15 protein-coding genes and 1 other RNA gene are annotated in these 14,389 nt (G+C 65.7%); 3 read left to right on the forward strand and 13 right to left on the reverse strand.

Annotation, left to right across the window (positions count from 1 at the left end; all coding sequences use genetic code 11):
* Positions 1-123: 123 nt before the first annotated feature.
* On the reverse strand, positions 124-1,047 hold the full coding sequence (gene miaA / locus XH93_RS30645) for a tRNA (adenosine(37)-N6)-dimethylallyltransferase MiaA (protein ID WP_194475387.1): 924 nt from the start codon (positions 1,045-1,047) through the stop codon (positions 124-126).
* On the opposite strand from miaA, the gene serB reads away from it, so the two are divergent.
* The gene (gene serB / locus XH93_RS30650; protein ID WP_194470321.1) at positions 1,046-1,948 is read left to right on the forward strand and encodes a phosphoserine phosphatase SerB; all 903 of its coding nucleotides are present in this window, start codon (positions 1,046-1,048) and stop codon (positions 1,946-1,948) included. The two genes, miaA and serB, sit on opposite strands and share 2 nt — an antisense overlap.
* 253 nt (positions 1,949-2,201) lie before the next feature.
* On the opposite strand, the gene XH93_RS30655 is transcribed toward serB, so the two are convergent.
* From XH93_RS30655 to XH93_RS30710, 12 genes are all read right to left on the reverse strand, one after another.
* Positions 2,202-3,707, reverse strand: a complete 1,506-nt coding sequence (locus XH93_RS30655; RefSeq protein WP_139485602.1) for a Do family serine endopeptidase — start codon at positions 3,705-3,707, stop codon at positions 2,202-2,204.
* A gap of 249 nt (positions 3,708-3,956) precedes the next feature.
* Positions 3,957-4,157 carry a DUF2065 domain-containing protein gene (locus XH93_RS30660; protein ID WP_139863015.1) on the reverse strand — a complete coding sequence of 67 codons (201 nt, stop codon included), beginning with the start codon at positions 4,155-4,157 and terminating at the stop codon, positions 3,957-3,959.
* Positions 4,158-4,237: 80 nt separating this feature from the next.
* On the reverse strand, positions 4,238-5,137 hold the full coding sequence (gene hflC, locus XH93_RS30665) for a protease modulator HflC (RefSeq protein ID WP_139485604.1): 900 nt from the start codon (positions 5,135-5,137) through the stop codon (positions 4,238-4,240).
* The gene (gene hflK / locus XH93_RS30670; protein WP_139485605.1) at positions 5,134-6,279 is read right to left on the reverse strand and encodes an FtsH protease activity modulator HflK; all 1,146 of its coding nucleotides are present in this window, start codon (positions 6,277-6,279) and stop codon (positions 5,134-5,136) included. The genes hflC and hflK overlap by 4 nt, the downstream gene beginning before the upstream one ends.
* 147 nt (positions 6,280-6,426) lie before the next feature.
* Entirely contained in the window at positions 6,427-6,939 is a 513-nt protein-coding gene (locus XH93_RS30675) for a dihydrofolate reductase (protein WP_194470322.1), read from the reverse strand.
* On the reverse strand, positions 6,939-7,424 hold the full coding sequence (locus XH93_RS30680) for a GNAT family N-acetyltransferase (protein WP_194470323.1): 486 nt from the start codon (positions 7,422-7,424) through the stop codon (positions 6,939-6,941). The genes XH93_RS30675 and XH93_RS30680 overlap by 1 nt, the downstream gene beginning before the upstream one ends.
* A 7-nt stretch (positions 7,425-7,431) precedes the next feature.
* Positions 7,432-8,226, reverse strand: a complete 795-nt coding sequence (locus XH93_RS30685) for a thymidylate synthase (protein ID WP_194475388.1) — start codon at positions 8,224-8,226, stop codon at positions 7,432-7,434.
* Between the two features lie 177 nt (positions 8,227-8,403).
* Complete coding sequence (locus XH93_RS30690; RefSeq protein ID WP_139485608.1) at positions 8,404-9,381, reverse strand: tripartite tricarboxylate transporter substrate binding protein BugD; 978 nt, start codon at positions 9,379-9,381, stop codon at positions 8,404-8,406.
* 130 nt (positions 9,382-9,511) lie between these two features.
* On the reverse strand, positions 9,512-11,026 hold the full coding sequence (locus XH93_RS30695; protein ID WP_172627066.1) for a tripartite tricarboxylate transporter permease: 1,515 nt from the start codon (positions 11,024-11,026) through the stop codon (positions 9,512-9,514).
* A 7-nt stretch (positions 11,027-11,033) separates the two neighbouring features.
* Positions 11,034-11,855, reverse strand: a complete 822-nt coding sequence (locus tag XH93_RS30700) for a tripartite tricarboxylate transporter TctB family protein (protein WP_194470324.1) — start codon at positions 11,853-11,855, stop codon at positions 11,034-11,036.
* Positions 11,856-11,944: 89 nt separating this feature from the next.
* On the reverse strand, positions 11,945-12,478 hold the full coding sequence (locus XH93_RS30705; protein WP_194470325.1) for a chromate transporter: 534 nt from the start codon (positions 12,476-12,478) through the stop codon (positions 11,945-11,947).
* Positions 12,475-13,086: a chromate transporter gene (locus XH93_RS30710; protein ID WP_139485612.1), complete on the reverse strand. Its 612-nt coding sequence runs from the start codon at positions 13,084-13,086 to the stop codon at positions 12,475-12,477. The genes XH93_RS30705 and XH93_RS30710 overlap by 4 nt, the downstream gene beginning before the upstream one ends.
* A 77-nt stretch (positions 13,087-13,163) precedes the next feature.
* On the opposite strand from XH93_RS30710, the gene ssrA reads away from it, so the two are divergent.
* Positions 13,164-13,530, forward strand: a transfer-messenger RNA (tmRNA) gene (gene ssrA / locus XH93_RS30715).
* A 166-nt stretch (positions 13,531-13,696) separates the two neighbouring features.
* Positions 13,697-14,227 (forward strand): SspB family protein, encoded by a 531-nt coding sequence (locus XH93_RS30720; RefSeq protein WP_194470326.1) that lies wholly within the window; start codon positions 13,697-13,699, stop codon positions 14,225-14,227.
* Positions 14,228-14,389: the final 162 nt, after the last annotated feature.

Genomic DNA, 14,389 nt, shown 5'->3' on the forward strand with positions numbered 1-14,389 from the left:
CGCGCATGGCAGACGGGCGCGGGCCGCCATCAGCAGACGGGTAGCCCGGATGGAGCGAAGCGCAATCCGGGAGAGGCCCCTCCGTGGCTGCAGCCCCCCGGATTACGTTGCGCTCCATCCGGGTTACGAAATCCCGAGCCATTCCCTGGCGCCCTCCGGCGCCACCCACTCGAATTCCGGCAGCTGGTGACGAAACCAGGTGAACTGGCGCTTTGCATAGTGACGGGTATCGGCCCGGCCGATCTCGGCGGCGTCATCCCGGCTGATCTCCCCCTTGAGATGGCGTATCAGCGCCGGCACGCCGTGGGCCTTCATGGCCGGCAGCAGCGGATCGAGCCCGCGGGCAGCCAGACGTTCGACCTCGTCGAGCGCGCCGGCCTCGAGCATGGTGCCGAACCGCGCATCGATCCGCTGATAAAGCCGCTCGCGCTCGGGCGCGAGAAACAGCGCGCGGAACTCGCCGGCCGGCAGCAGCGGCGGCAGGCCCTCGCGATGCCAGTCCGGCAGCGCCCGCCCGGTGGCCTCCACGACCTCGAGCGCGCGCGCGACGCGGGTGCGGTCGCGCGGCTTCAGCCGCGCGGCCGACACCGGATCGCGCTGTGCGAGCTCGGCATGCAGCGCCTCGACGCCGCCCTGCTCCAGCCGCGCGCGCACGGCTTCGCGCACCACGGCGGGGATCGGCGGCACCGCCGATAGCCCCCGCGTCAGCGCCTTGAAATAGAGACCGGAGCCGCCGATGAAGATCGCCGGCCGCCCTTGCGCGCGCACCTCCGCCAGCACCCTCGCCGCATCGGCCACCCAGGCGCCGGCGGAGAAATTCACGGCCGCGTCGACATGGCCGTAGAGCCGGTGCGGAACCAGCGCCTCCTCGGCCGCGGTCGGCCGCGCCGTAATGATCCGCAAATCGCGGTAGACCTGCATGGAGTCGGTGTTGATCACGACGGCGCCGGTTGCCTGGGCAAGGGCCAGCGCCAGCGCCGACTTGCCGCTGGCGGTCGGCCCTGCGATAAGCACGGCCTTGTCCAACAATTTCGAATGCGCCTGCATGTCCCTCGTTGCCACGCTGATCTGCAATCCCGCAAGCCCCGCGCTCGACTCCACCATCGTCGACGGCGCGCGGGCGGTGCTGCCGTCGGCCGGCCCGGCGCATTGGCTGTTCAACGAAGTTGCCGTCGACATTCCGTTCGAGAGCCAAGACACCGGCAGCGCGGACGTCAAGGCCATCGAGGCTCGCCTGCGCGCGGCGCGCGGCGACCTGCCGATCGACATTGTCGTGCAGCCGCGGATCGCCCGGCGCAAGAAGCTTTTTCTGGCCGACATGGATTCCACCATGATCGGCCAGGAGTGCATCGACGAACTCGCCGATTTCGCCGGGCTGAAGGCCCATGTTGCCGCCATTACCGAGCGCGCGATGCGCGGCGAGATCGACTTCGAGCCGGCGCTGCGCGAGCGCGTGGCGCTGCTCAAGGATCTCCCGGTCAGCGTGGTCGACGAGGTGCTGGAGAAGCGCATCACGCTGACGCCGGGCGGCCGCCAGCTTGTCATGACCATGCGCGCGCACGGCGCCTACACCTGCCTGATCTCGGGCGGCTTCACGCTGTTCACCAACGTGGTCGCGGAGCGGATCGGCTTCCAGGAGAACCGCGCCAACCGGTTGCAGGTCGAGAACGGCAAGCTGACCGGCGAGGTGATCGAGCCGATCCTCGGCCGCGCCACCAAGCTCGCCACCCTGATCGAGCTGACGGAATCCTTCGACCTCGACGACATCGACACGCTGGTGGTCGGCGATGGCGCCAACGACCTCGGCATGATCGAGGCCGCCGGCCTCGGCGTCGCCTATCACGCCAAGCCGGCAGTCGCGGCCGCCGCCGCGGGCCGGATCGATCACGGCGACCTCACCGCGCTATTGTATGCGCAGGGCTATCGGCGGGATGAGTTCGTGGAATAAGGCGGTCCGCAGGGCGATCGCGGGGGCGAACTGCCAATATGGCGAAAACAACCCCATGCAAAGTAGCCGGCGGTCGACCGGGCGACTTGACACGTCGGGCAACTCAGGGGTAATCTTTTATTATTCCGAAATAGTGTGTGCCCTCGCCCCCGGGGACGGTCCGCAGGACCGAGCCCCGAACCTCAAGTCGGGCAAATCGTTCGAGATCCCGGGTTCGATGCTTCGCATCGCCCCGGAATGACTCGCGTGGCCGCTACTGCACGCCGAGCGCCACGAACCGCAGTTCGCCGTCGCCGTTGGAGACCAGCAGCAGCACCGACTTCTTGCCGTCCTTCTTGAGCTGATCGACGCGCTTCTTGATGTCGGCGGCGTTGCTGACCGCCTCCTGCGCCACCTCGACGATGACGTCGCCGGCCGACAGCCGCTTCTCGGCGGCATCGGAATTGTTGTCGACCCCGGTGACGATGACGCCCTTCACGCTGTCCTTGATCTTGTACTTGGTGCGCAGGTCCTTGCTCAGCGCCGCCAGATCGAGACCGAGCGCCTTCTGGGTCACCGGCTTCTCGGCGGTATCATCCTTCGGCTTGGCGTTGACCTGCTGAACCTTGTCGTTGTCCTCGAGGCGGCCGAGGGTGACCTTGCGCGTCTCCTCATTACCCTTGCGGATGACGACGACCTCGACCTCCTTGCCGACCGCGGTGTCGGCGACGATGCGCGACAGATCCTTCGGGTCCTTGACGTCCTTGCCGTCGAACTTCACGACGACGTCGCCGGGCTCGATGCCGGCCGGCTTGGCCGGGCCCTTGTCGTCGACGCCGGCGACCAGCGCGCCGCGCGCCGGCTTGATATTGAGGCTGTCGGCGATCTCGTCGGTGACCTGCTGGATGCGCACGCCGAGCCAGCCGCGGCGCAGCTCGCCGAACTTCTGCAGCTGGTCGACCACGCCGGCCACGGTCTTCGACGGCACCGCGAAGCCGAGGCCGATCGAACCGCCGGTCGGCGAAATGATCAGCGTGTTGACGCCGACCACCTCGCCGTCGAGGTTGAACAGCGGCCCGCCGGAATTGCCGCGGTTGATCGAGGCGTCGGTCTGGATGTAGCTGTCATAGGGTCCCTGGCTGATGTCGCGGTTCTTGGCCGAGACGATGCCCGCGGTCACGGAGCCGCCGAGGCTGAACGGGTTGCCGATCGCGATCACCCATTCGCCGAGACGCAGCTTGTCGCTGTCGCCGAACTTGACCGCGGTGAGCGGCTTCGGCGGCTTGAACTTCAGCACCGCAAGGTCGGTCTTCTTGTCGACGCCAACCACCTCGGCCTTCACCTTGGTGCCATCGTTGAGAATGACATTGATCTCGTCGGCGTCGGCGATGACGTGGTTGTTGGTGACGACGACGCCCGCGGCGTCGACGATGAAGCCGGAGCCGAGCGAGTTGGTCTTGCGCGGCTGGAAGTCGCCGCCCTTGTCACCGCCCTTGCTGCCGCCCGGCCCGCGGCGGTTCTTGAAGAAGTCGTCGAAGAATTCCTCGAACGGCGAGCCCGGCGGCAGTTGCGGCATCGCGCCGCCGCCACCCTTGGCCTCGACATTCTGCGACGTCGAGATGTTGACGACGGCGTCGATCACCTTCTCGGCGGTGTCGGCGATGCCTTCAGGACCGCGCGCGAACGCCGGCACCGAGCTCAGCACGGTCGCAGCACCGATCGAGATCGCAGCCCCCATCAGGCGGAGGCGGCGGCTCAGGGCTGGTCTGGCAGCGGTCATGTCGGAATCTCTCCAGGCAAACGGGTCGAAATCATTGGTCACAGAGTGCGCCCGAACCGGCGTGCGGGCAAGCATCTCAGCCGGGCATTTCGGCGAAAAACCGGCTGCAGAAGGCTCACGATTGCGTAGAGTTTACGTCGTCATTCCGGGGCAGCCCGACGGAGGCTGAACCCGGAATCTCCAGGTTCCCCGGTGCGCAATTGCGCACCTGAGGCCCATGCTTCGCATCGCCCCGGAACGACAATCTCTCTACTTTCGCACCAGCCAGATCAGGATCAGCCCGACCACCGCCGAACCGATGCCGACGACGCGCAGGATGTTGTCCGGCGTCTCCAGCGCGCTCTTCATCGCCCGGCGCATCCAGGACGGGCTTGCCGCGAACAGGATGCCTTCGAGCACGAACAGGATTCCCAAGCCGATGAGGAAGTCGCCGAACGCTATGGACCTCATCAGATGGCAACCTCCCGCTCGATGCTTCTTGTTTTTTGACGGCGGCGAGGCGTGATCCGCTTCGCCGCCGTGCCGCGCCGCTACTGTTTGGGCGCAGCGGCCGCCTCAGGCGCCTTGCCGCTGGCGCTGCCGAAATATTTGAAGAACTCCGAGTCCGGCCGCAACAGGAAACGCGTATCGCTGGAGCGCAGGCCGTTCTCATAGGCCGTCATCGAGCGATAGAACGCGAAGAAGTCCTGATCCTTGCCATAGGCTTCGGCGAACAGGCGGTTGCGTTCGGCATCGCCGGCGCCGCGGGTCTGGTCGGCGGTCGAGTTCGCCTCGGCCACGATCACGGTGGCCTCGCGATCGGCCTTGGACCGGATCTCCTGCGCCTTCTGGCGGCCCTGGGCGCGGAATTCGGCGGCCTCGCGTTGCCGCTCGGTCTTCATCCGCTCGTAGACGGCCTGGCTGTTCTGTTCGGGCAGGTCGGCGCGGCGGATCCTGACGTCGACGACCTCGATGCCGTAGCCGTCGGCTTCCCTGTCGAGCTGCTCGCGGATCCGCGACATCAGGCGCTCGCGCTCGTCGCGCACCACCGTGATGAAGCTGACCTCGCCGAGCACGCGGCGCAGCGCTGCGTTCAACAGCGTGGTCAGCTGGATGTTGGCGGCCTGGATCGAGCCGACGCTGGTGTAGAAGCGCAGCGCATTCTTGATGCGATAGCGCGCGAAGGCGTCGACGACGAGCCGCTTCTGGTCGGAGGCGATCACCTCCTGCGACGGGTTCTCCAGATCGAGAATCCGCTTGTCGATGTTGATCACGGAATTCCAGGGCGCCTTGAAGTGCAGCCCGGGGTCCGTGACGATTTCGACCGGCTCGCCGAACCGCAGGACGATGGTCTGCTCGGTCTGCTGCACCGTGAACATCGAGCTGTAGGCGAGCGCGAGCACCACGAACAGGACGATCAGGGTCATGATGCCCGTGACGGGGGACCTCATCGGGTGCCTCCCTGCTGCTGCTGGCCGGTGGTGGCCGCCGGTGCTGCTGGACGCCGCGGCGTCAATTCGCCGAGCGGCAGATAGGGCACGATGTTCTGGCCCGCGCCGCCGTCATAAACCAGCTTCTCGGAGCCGCCGAGCACGCGTTCCATGGTCTCCAGGTAGATCCGCTCACGCGTCACGTCGGGTGCCTTCTTGTACTCTTCATAGACCTTCAGGAAGCGCGCGCTCTGGCCCTTGGCCTCGGCGACCGCCTGCTCCTTGTAGCCTTCGGCGGCCTGCAGGATCTGCGCGGCGCGGCCGCGCGCCTCGGGCACGACGCTGTTGGCATAGGTCTGCGCCTCGTTCTGCAGACGCTCGAAGTCGGCGCGCGCAGCCTGCACGTCGCGGAACGCGTCGATCACCTGCGCCGGCGGGTCGACCTTCTGCATCTGCACCTGGGTGATCTGGATGCCGGCACCGTAGGTGTCGAGCGTCTTCTGCATCAGCTCCTGGACGTTCTGCTCGGTGACGTTGCGGGCGCCGGTCAGGATCGGCTGGATCTGGGAGCGGCCGATCACCTCGCGCATCGCGCTTTCGGCTACCGCCTTCACGGTGCCTTCGGGATTCTGGATGTTGAACAGGAAGGCACCGGCGCCGCCCGGCTTGATCCGCCACAACACGGTGAAGTCGACGTCGACGATGTTTTCGTCGCCGGTCAGCATCAGGCTCTCCTCCGGCACGTCGCGCATGGTGCGGCCGCGCCGGGAGGGATCGTCGATCAGGGTCATGCCGATCGAGATCGTGCTGACGCGCAGTGCCTTCGGCAGCAGCACCGTCTCGATCGGATACGGCAGGTGATAGCGCAGGCCCGGCTGGGCGTCGCGCACATACTTGCCGAAGCGCAGCACGACGCCGAGCTCTTCCGACTGCACGCGGAAGATGCCGGTCGCAAACCAGATCACCAGCGCGGCGGCCACGACCAGCGCGACCCCCATGCCGCTGAAATGCCCGCCGGGCAGCCACTGCTGCAGCCGGTCCTGGCCGCGGCGCAGCAGGTCCTCAAGGTCCGGCGGCCTCGGCCCGACCGACTGCGGACCGGAGCCCCATGGTCCTTTCGGACCCGAGCCCCACGGCCCCCCGCCCTGATTTTTCCACGGCATCAAATCTCTCCTCGGCAAGCCCGGACCGGATCGGTCAAGGGCTCGAATGTCCGGCCCGGTTATAGGGGACCGTCGGGACCCTTACAACGCAAGCTTCATGGCGGGACGAGCTATGCGCCGGGGCATAATTGTCAATGCAAACATTGGTTAACCTCGGCCGCGCCGACGATATGTCACATACGAAAAGTCGGCGCTGTCGCCCTCGCCGGCCGGATGCCGCACGCGCGACACCTCTTCCCAGTGCTTCGCATCGATGGCGTCGAACCGCGTGTTACCCTCCGGCCTGGCATGGACTTCGGTAAGCTCGAGGCGATCGGCGACATCCATCCATTGTCGGTAGATTTCCGCGCCGCCGATCACGGCGATCTCAGTGGCGAAACGCCGCAGCGCATCGCCAAGCGCAGCCGCGCGGGCACTCTCGAACGACGTCGTGACGATCGCCCCGCGCGCCCGGTAGGCGGGATCGCGCGTCACCACGATGTTGGTGCGCCCGGCAAGCGGCCGGCGCAGTGATTCAAAGGTCTTGCGTCCCATCACGACCGGCTTGTTCATGGTGATGGCCTTGAAGCGCTGCTGGTCGGCTTTGAGCCGCCACGGAATTGCATTGTCGCGGCCGATCACGCCGTTCTCGGCGACTGCAACGACGAGCACGATCTCCATCAACGCGCCCCTTTCGCCAGCGCCGCGAGCGCCGGGCCGGAGACGCGGCAGATCGTCCATTCGTCCATCAACTCGGCACCGAGCGATTTGTAGAATGCGATCGACGGCGCATTCCAGTCCAGCACCGCCCATTGCAGGCGCGACCAGCCCTGCGCGACGCATTCCCTTGCAAGATGCATCAGCAACGCCTTGCCGATGCCCTCGCCGCGCAACGCCGGACGCACGAACAGGTCTTCGAGATAGATGCCGTGGCGGCCGGCGAAGGTGGAGAAGTTGACGAACCACACCGCGAAGCCGGCCGGCTCGCCATTCCATTCGGCGATGTCGCAGTACAGCCGCGGATTGGCGCCGAACAGCGCCTCGGCGATGTCGGCCTCGCTGGCCTGCACCTCGTGCAGCAGCTTCTCGTATTCGGCGAGCTCACGGACCAGCGAGAACACCAGTCCGGCCTCGTCGGGCCGCGCGCGGCGGATGGTGAGAGACATCAATCCCTCACACCGCGACTTCGGCCTTGATGTGCGGATGCGGGTCGTAACCTTCGAGTTTGAAGTCCTCGTAGCGGAACGCGAAGATGTCCTTCACGTCGGGATTGATCGTCATGGTCGGCAGCGGCCGTGTCGGCCGCGTCAATTGCAGGCGCGCCTGCTCGAGATGGTTCGAATAGAGATGCGCATCGCCGAGCGAATGCACGAAGTCGCCCGGCTTCAGGCCGGTGACCTGCGCGACCATCATCGTCAGCAGCGCATAGGAGGCGATGTTGAAGGGCACGCCGAGGAAGACGTCGCCGGAGCGCTGATAGAGCTGGCACGACAATTTGCCGTTCGCGACATAGAACTGGAACAGGCAGTGGCACGGCGGCAGCGCCATCTTATCGACCTCGGCCGGATTCCAGGCGCTGACAATCAGCCGCCGCGAGTCCGGATTGCGCTCGATCATCTCGATCACGCCAGCGATCTGGTCGATGCTGCGGCCGTCGGGCGCGGGCCACGAGCGCCATTGCGAGCCGTAGACCGGACCAAGATCGCCATTGGCGTCGGCCCATTCGTCCCAGATCGTGACACCGTTGTCGTTGAGATATTTGATGTTGGTGTCGCCGGCGAGGAACCAGAGCAGTTCGTGCACGATCGCCTTCAGCGGCAGCCGCTTTGTCGTCAGCATCGGGAAGCCGGCCGACAGATTGAAGCGCATCTGATGGCCGAAGACCGACAGCGTGCCGGTGCCGGTGCGGTCATGCTTCTCCGCACCATCGGCGAGGATGCGTTCGAGCAGGTCGTGATACTGGTTCATGGGCGTCTGTTTCGGGGGCTCCAGGGAGCGGCGAATGTAGCGGCCGAGGCCGCCGGTCGACACGCCCGATTCGGCTGATTGCACCGATTATACCCTGAAAAATGAACACTCTTCCGGCAAACGACAAGGGGCGGAACTCGCGTTCCGCCCCTTGTCTATCTACCTGATTGCGCTGGTTTAAGTCGCCGGCTTGAGCACCGGCGTCCACTTCGCGATCTCGCTTTTGACGAGCGCGGCGAGCGCCTCCGGCGTGCGGTTGGCCGGCGCCGGGATCACGCTGCCAAGTTCGAGCAGCCGCTTCTTGACGTTCTCATCGTCGAGCGCCTTGACCGCAGCGGCGTTCAGCGTGGCGATGATCGCCGGCGAAGTTCCCTTCGGCGCGAAGATCGCGTTCCAGGCCTGGGCCTGGAACTCCGGCAGGCCGGCTTCGGTCGTGGTCGGCACGTTGGGCAGCGACGGATTGCGCTCGGGCGTTGCCACCGCGTAGGCCTTGATGGTGCCGGCGTTGATCTGCGGCACCGCGTTGACGATCTGGTCGCACATGTAGTCGACCTGGCCGGCGACCAGCGCGTTCATCGCGGGACCGGTGCCGTTGAAGGGCACGCCGACCGGCTTGATCCCGAGGATCGAATTGAGCAGTTCGCAGGACACGTGCGAGACCGAACCGATGCCGGCATGCGCGGCGTTGACCTTCTCGGCATTGGCCTTCACGTAGGCGACGAACTCCTTGAGGTCCTTCGGCGGAAAATCCTTGCGGGCCAGGATCAGGATCGGCGTGCCGGCGAGCAGCGCGACCGGCTCGAAATCCTTTTCCGGATGGTAGGCGAGCTTCGGGTACAGCGGCACGGAGGCCGCGTGCGTGCCCATATGCCCGGTGATCAACGTATAGCCGTCATTAGCGGCGCGCGCGGCCCGCGTGGCCCCGGTGGTACCGCCGGCGCCGACCACGTTCTCGATGATGATGCTCTGCCCTAGCGTCGGCGCCATGTGCCCGGTGACGATGCGCGAAATCACGTCGGTCGGCCCGCCGGCCGCGAACGGCACGATCATGGTGATGTTGCGCGTCGGATATTTCTGCGCCGCAGCAGGTGCAACTGCGCACAGCGAAGCGAGCGCAGCAAGGCAAGCGCCCGCAAACGAGCGAATGGGCATCATCTCAATCTCCTCGGAACGTCCAACCAACAAAAATGCCGGCCAATGGCCGGCATTTTCATTTCATGAAGCTGCCGTGAAAGTCTACTCGACTTCCGGCTGCGCGCCTGCGGCGCGCCGACGCAGGCCGCAGCTATCCCTCGGACTCCGTGAACACCTCGTCGCGCTTGGCACGCAGGCTCGGCAGTACCGCGAGCACCAAGAGGCCGGCCGCGATCGCAAGCAGCACCGCCGACAGCGGCCGCGAGAGGAACACGCTCCAATCGCCGCGCGAGATCAAGAGCGCACGGCGCAGGTTCTCCTCCATCAGCGGGCCGAGCACCATGCCGAGCAGCAGCGGTGCCGGCTCGAAATCGTGCTTGATCAGCCAGTAGCCGACCAGGCCGAACACGCCGGCGAGAATGACGTCGACCGGCGCGTTGTTCACCGAGTAGATGCCGATCGCGCAGAAAATCACGATCGAAGGGAACATCAGCCGGTACGGCACGCGCAGCAGACGGACCCAGATGCCGACCAGCGGCAGGTTGATGATGATCAGCATCAGATTGCCGATCCACATCGAGGCGATCATGCCCCAGACCAGGTCGGGCTGCTTCTGCATCACCTGCGGACCCGGCACGATGCCGTGAATGGTCATCGCGCCGACCATCAGCGCCATCACCGCGTTCGGCGGGATGCCGAGGGTGAGCAGCGGGATGAACGAAGTCTGCGCCGCGGCATTGTTGGCGCTTTCCGGCGCCGCCACGCCCTCGATCGCGCCGCGGCCGAACCGCGACGGATTTTTCGCCAGCTTCTTTTCCAGCGTATAGGCCGCGAACGAGGCGATCACGGCGCCGCCGCCCGGCAGGATGCCGAGGATCGAGCCGAGCACGGTGCCGCGCCCGATCGCCGGCGCCGAGTCGATGAGATCCTTTCTGGTCGGCATCAATCCGGTGATCTTCTGCTGCACCAGATCGCGGCTCATCTCGGCGCCATGATCGAGGTTGCGGATGATCTCGGCGAAGCCGAACACGCCCATCGCCACGGTTGCAAAACCGAGGCCGTCGGCAAGTTCCGGGATGTTGAAGGCCATGCGCGAGGCGCCGGTCTCGATGTCGGAGCCGACCATCGACAGCAGCAGGCCGAACACGATCATGGCGATCGCCTTCAGCACCGAGCCCTTGGCGAGCACCACCGCGAAGATCAGGCCGAGCACCATCAGCGAGAAATATTCGGCCGGGCCGAACGCCAGCGCGAGCTTGGTCAGCGGCGCGCCGAGCACGGCGATCAGCACGGTTGCGACGCAGCCGGCGAAGAACGAGCCGATCGCGGCGATCGCCAGCGCCGGACCGGCGCGGCCCTGCTTGGCCATCTGGTGGCCGTCGAGCGCGGTGACCACCGAGGTCGCCTCACCGGGAATATTGACCAGGATCGAGGTGGTCGAGCCGCCATACTGCGCGCCGTAATAGATGCCGGCGAGCATGATCAGCGCACCGACCGGCGGCAGGCCGAAGGTGATCGGCAGCAGCATCGCGACGGTGGCGATGGTGCCGATGCCCGGCAGCACGCCGACCAGCGTGCCGACCAGCGCACCGATCAGACACATCAGAAGGTTGATCGGCGAGAACGCGACCGCGAAACCGTGAGCGAGGTTGGCAAACAGATCCATCACGTCCTCACTGGATCAGAAAACGCGGGAACATCGGCATCGGAAGCCCGAGGATGTAGGGAAACAGGATCGCGCAGCCGAGCGTCAGGCAGGCGCCGACAATGACGGCCTCGAGCCACGTCGTCTCATGCGAACCGATCGCCGCGATCAGGAAGCTCGAAAATGCGGTGACGACGAGCCCAAGCGGCCGGATCGCCAGCGCGAAGAAGATGATCGCCGCCGACACGAACAGCGGCCCTCGCCAGGAATAGTGGGAAAGCCCCGCCCCCTCGTGGAGAAGCCCGGTCAGGGCGATGCTGGCGCTCAGCGCCACCAGCAGCACACCGAACATCCGCGGCGCGGTTCCCGCGCCGAAGGAGAAGCCGTGCATACCCTGCAGATCGCTGGACGCCCAGAGCGCAAACAGCGCCACCGCCATCAGCACGACACCGCCGATATAGTCCTGCGGCGCCCGGATCCTGACGAACAGCGTCAGGATCGCGACGGCAAACAGAGGATAGGAATAGATCAGCGCCAGAAGCTCGTCCGACGATAGCGTCGACTTCGCGGCCGCGGCAGCCGATCCCGGAGAAAAATAGCTCAGGATCATGCCAGGAACGGCGGCCAGAACGGCAATGAGGCTGGGGACCGAGGTCACGAGGGCCGTCAGATGCGCAGTCACCACCTGCAGCGGACCACGGCCGGCCCCAAGTCCGACGAGCGTTCCCAACGACCACACCAGTTCAAAGATCTGCGGCGCCAGCCCCAACAGGACGATTCCGAGCGCGACTGACGTATTTCGCGTCATATTGTCCGTCGCTGACGCCGTGTGGCCCATCGTGTCGGCCATGCGTGTCTCCTCCATGACCCGCTATCGCGGGCCTTGCTTCTTCTATCGGCTGGAATAGGTCCCGCCCCGCCCCTGCCTAGCGATTTTCGTCAGACAACGCCAGCAAAACCCAAGACGCCCCCGGCGAGCAGCAGCCAGAATGGATTGATCCGTGTCGCAAAGGCGAGTGCAGCTGCGATAATCGTGATCAGGGCCGCGATCCAACTTTGGTCTGATGTCCGCGCCAGGATCAGCCCGCTCGCCGCCATCAGGCCGATCGAGAGCGGAACAAGTGCGGCCTGGATGATCGCGGGCCAGCGCGCATGCTTCGAGCGCTCGAGGAAGCGGCTGACATAATAGGCCAACAGCGCAGTCGGCCCGCACATCGCGACCGTCGCGGCCAATGCGCCGCCGATCCCGGCGACGGAATAGCCGATCAGCGTCACGATCAGCACGTTCGGTCCAGGGGACAGTTGCGAGATCGCAAACACATCGGCGAACTGCTTGTCGGTCATCCAGTGATGGACGTCGACCGCGGCACGGTGCATTTCCGGTATAGCTGAATTGGCGCCGCCGACCGCAAACAGCGACATCAGGCCGAAGGTCCAGACCAGTTCCGCAATCGGATTGGAATTGCTGCTCATGCCTTCACCATGCGGCGCGTCAGGATCGTGATCGCAAGGCTCAGCGGGATCGCGACCAGCAGCACGATCTGCAGCGGCCATCGGATCAGGCCGATCGCCGCGAACACCGCGGTCAGGATGACGAGGCCGGTGACATCACGCCGCTTGATCAGCGGCATCATCATCTTGAACACGACCGCGATCAGCAGCCCGACCGCAGCGCAGGCGACGCCGGCGAGGGTGCGGCGCAGCGCAGGGATATCGCCGTAATGCATGTAGAGCGCGGCCAGGATGGTCGCGATCACCATCGGCGGGCCGACCAGGCCGGCGAAGGCCGCGAACCCGCCGGCGATGCCGCGGAAGCGCGCCCCGAACACGACCGACAGGTTGACGATGTTCGGCCCTGGCAGAAAATGGCACAGTGCGAAGGTCTCGTTGAATTCCTCCGCGGTCATCCAGCGGTGCTGCTCGACGATGCCCCGCCGGGCCCAGACCAGCACCCCGCCGAAGCCGGCCAGCGACATCTTGGCAAAGGCAAGGAACAGCTCGAGCAGGCCGGGCTGGGTGGGCGGGGATGGTGCAGAGGCATCCGGCGCCGGGGCGGCAACCGGCGGGGATTCCGGGGGCATGGGCAAAATCTAGAACGGCCACGGGACACAGGCCAACCCAAATCGGCGTGTTTTCACAGCCGAAGGCGCCTGAATCGGCACTGTTTTTCTCTGAGCCAGCCGCCTATATTGGGGGTGCCGGTTCGCCGGCTATGGAAATAAATGACCGTCGCAATAAACCATTCGGACCCGGGGGCGGTACCCGGCGCCTCCACCAAAGCCCATCCGGGGAACGTTTCCAGGGTGGCTTTTGGCGGGGGCGAAATAGGATCGACGAGGGCGTAAAGGGCGCGTTTTTTCTCGGTATGGTTCCGCCGACATCGGGCCAATGCAATAGTTGCCAACGACAACTTTGCTCCGGTTGCTCAGGCTGCGTAACGCAGTTTGAAAGACCATCTTAAAGTCCTAGCGGGTTAAGCTCCGCTAGGCGGGGTTCGGAGGCACCTGGCAACAGAAGCCTCCACTTCCACCTCTTTTCAGACCGGGGCGTTTCCGCCCTGCATTTTCAGTTTGCCGTCCCTGCTGATTTCCGGCTCCCGGCAGGTTAGATTGGCCAAGACAGGGGGCGAGTCGGATGGGTCCGGCAGCGCCTTCAGAAATGTTGGCCATTTTCGAAAGCGACGGAATTACCATGGCGACCGATCACATCCGATATGACGTGCTGGCGCGGGACGCGCTGCGCGGGGTGCTGCGCCGGGTGCTGGCCGACGCCGCCGAACACGGCCTGCCGGGGGAGCACCATTTCTACATCACCTTCCTGTCGGGCGCCGACGGCGTGAAGCTGTCGTCGCGGCTGCTCGCGCAATATCCGGAGGAGATGACGATCATCCTGCAGCACCAGTTCTGGGACCTCGTGGTGACCGAGGACCGGTTCGAGGTCGGCCTGTCGTTCGGCGGCATCCCCGAGCGGTTGACCGTGCCGTTCGCCTCGGTGACGCGTTTCCTCGATCCTTCGGCGCCGTTCGACCTCAGGTTCGACGTCTCGGACGCGCTTTCCGAAGCCGCGCCCGCCAAAGTGCCGGCTGCGCCGGCGGCCTCCTCGCTCGCAGCGACGCCGGCCCGCGCTGCCGGCGAGAGCAATGCAGCCGAGACCGAGGGCGAGCCGGAGAAGCCGAGCGAAGGCGCCGAGGTGGTGCGGCTCGATCGCTTCCGCAAGAAATGATCCGAGAAATAATCTAAGCGCAGAGCTCTCCCCTACCCTGTAGGATGCCGGCGAAGATCGGGATGACAGACCGTCGTCCCGCACTATCTTCTGCTTGAACGTGACCGCGGCGCGGACGCCTGGCGTTGCCGCCGGAAAGCTGGCGCGATTGCCGGATCACGT

Source organism: Bradyrhizobium sp. CCBAU 51753 (genome assembly GCF_015291565.1).
GTDB classification, from domain to species: domain Bacteria; phylum Pseudomonadota; class Alphaproteobacteria; order Rhizobiales; family Xanthobacteraceae; genus Bradyrhizobium; species Bradyrhizobium ivorense.

Bases quoted from the DNA above. Each gene is read 5' to 3' on its own strand.
- serB (WP_194470321.1), top strand. From the start codon at position 1,046: ATGTCCCTCGTTGCCACGCTGATCTGCAATCCCGCAAGCCCCGCGCTC.
- miaA (WP_194475387.1), bottom strand. From the start codon at position 1,047: ATGCAGGCGCATTCGAAATTGTTGGACAAGGCCGTGCTTATCGCAGGG.
- XH93_RS30655 (WP_139485602.1), bottom strand. From the start codon at position 3,707: ATGACCGCTGCCAGACCAGCCCTGAGCCGCCGCCTCCGCCTGATGGGG.
- XH93_RS30660 (WP_139863015.1), bottom strand. From the start codon at position 4,157: ATGAGGTCCATAGCGTTCGGCGACTTCCTCATCGGCTTGGGAATCCTG.
- hflC (WP_139485604.1), bottom strand. From the start codon at position 5,137: ATGAGGTCCCCCGTCACGGGCATCATGACCCTGATCGTCCTGTTCGTG.
- hflK (WP_139485605.1), bottom strand. From the start codon at position 6,279: ATGCCGTGGAAAAATCAGGGCGGGGGGCCGTGGGGCTCGGGTCCGAAA.
- XH93_RS30675 (WP_194470322.1), bottom strand. From the start codon at position 6,939: ATGGAGATCGTGCTCGTCGTTGCAGTCGCCGAGAACGGCGTGATCGGC.
- XH93_RS30680 (WP_194470323.1), bottom strand. From the start codon at position 7,424: ATGTCTCTCACCATCCGCCGCGCGCGGCCCGACGAGGCCGGACTGGTG.
- XH93_RS30685 (WP_194475388.1), bottom strand. From the start codon at position 8,226: ATGAACCAGTATCACGACCTGCTCGAACGCATCCTCGCCGATGGTGCG.
- XH93_RS30690 (WP_139485608.1), bottom strand. From the start codon at position 9,381: ATGATGCCCATTCGCTCGTTTGCGGGCGCTTGCCTTGCTGCGCTCGCT.
- XH93_RS30695 (WP_172627066.1), bottom strand. From the start codon at position 11,026: ATGGATCTGTTTGCCAACCTCGCTCACGGTTTCGCGGTCGCGTTCTCG.
- XH93_RS30700 (WP_194470324.1), bottom strand. From the start codon at position 11,855: ATGGCCGACACGATGGGCCACACGGCGTCAGCGACGGACAATATGACG.
- XH93_RS30705 (WP_194470325.1), bottom strand. From the start codon at position 12,478: ATGAGCAGCAATTCCAATCCGATTGCGGAACTGGTCTGGACCTTCGGC.
- XH93_RS30710 (WP_139485612.1), bottom strand. From the start codon at position 13,086: ATGCCCCCGGAATCCCCGCCGGTTGCCGCCCCGGCGCCGGATGCCTCT.
- XH93_RS30720 (WP_194470326.1), top strand. From the start codon at position 13,697: ATGGCGACCGATCACATCCGATATGACGTGCTGGCGCGGGACGCGCTG.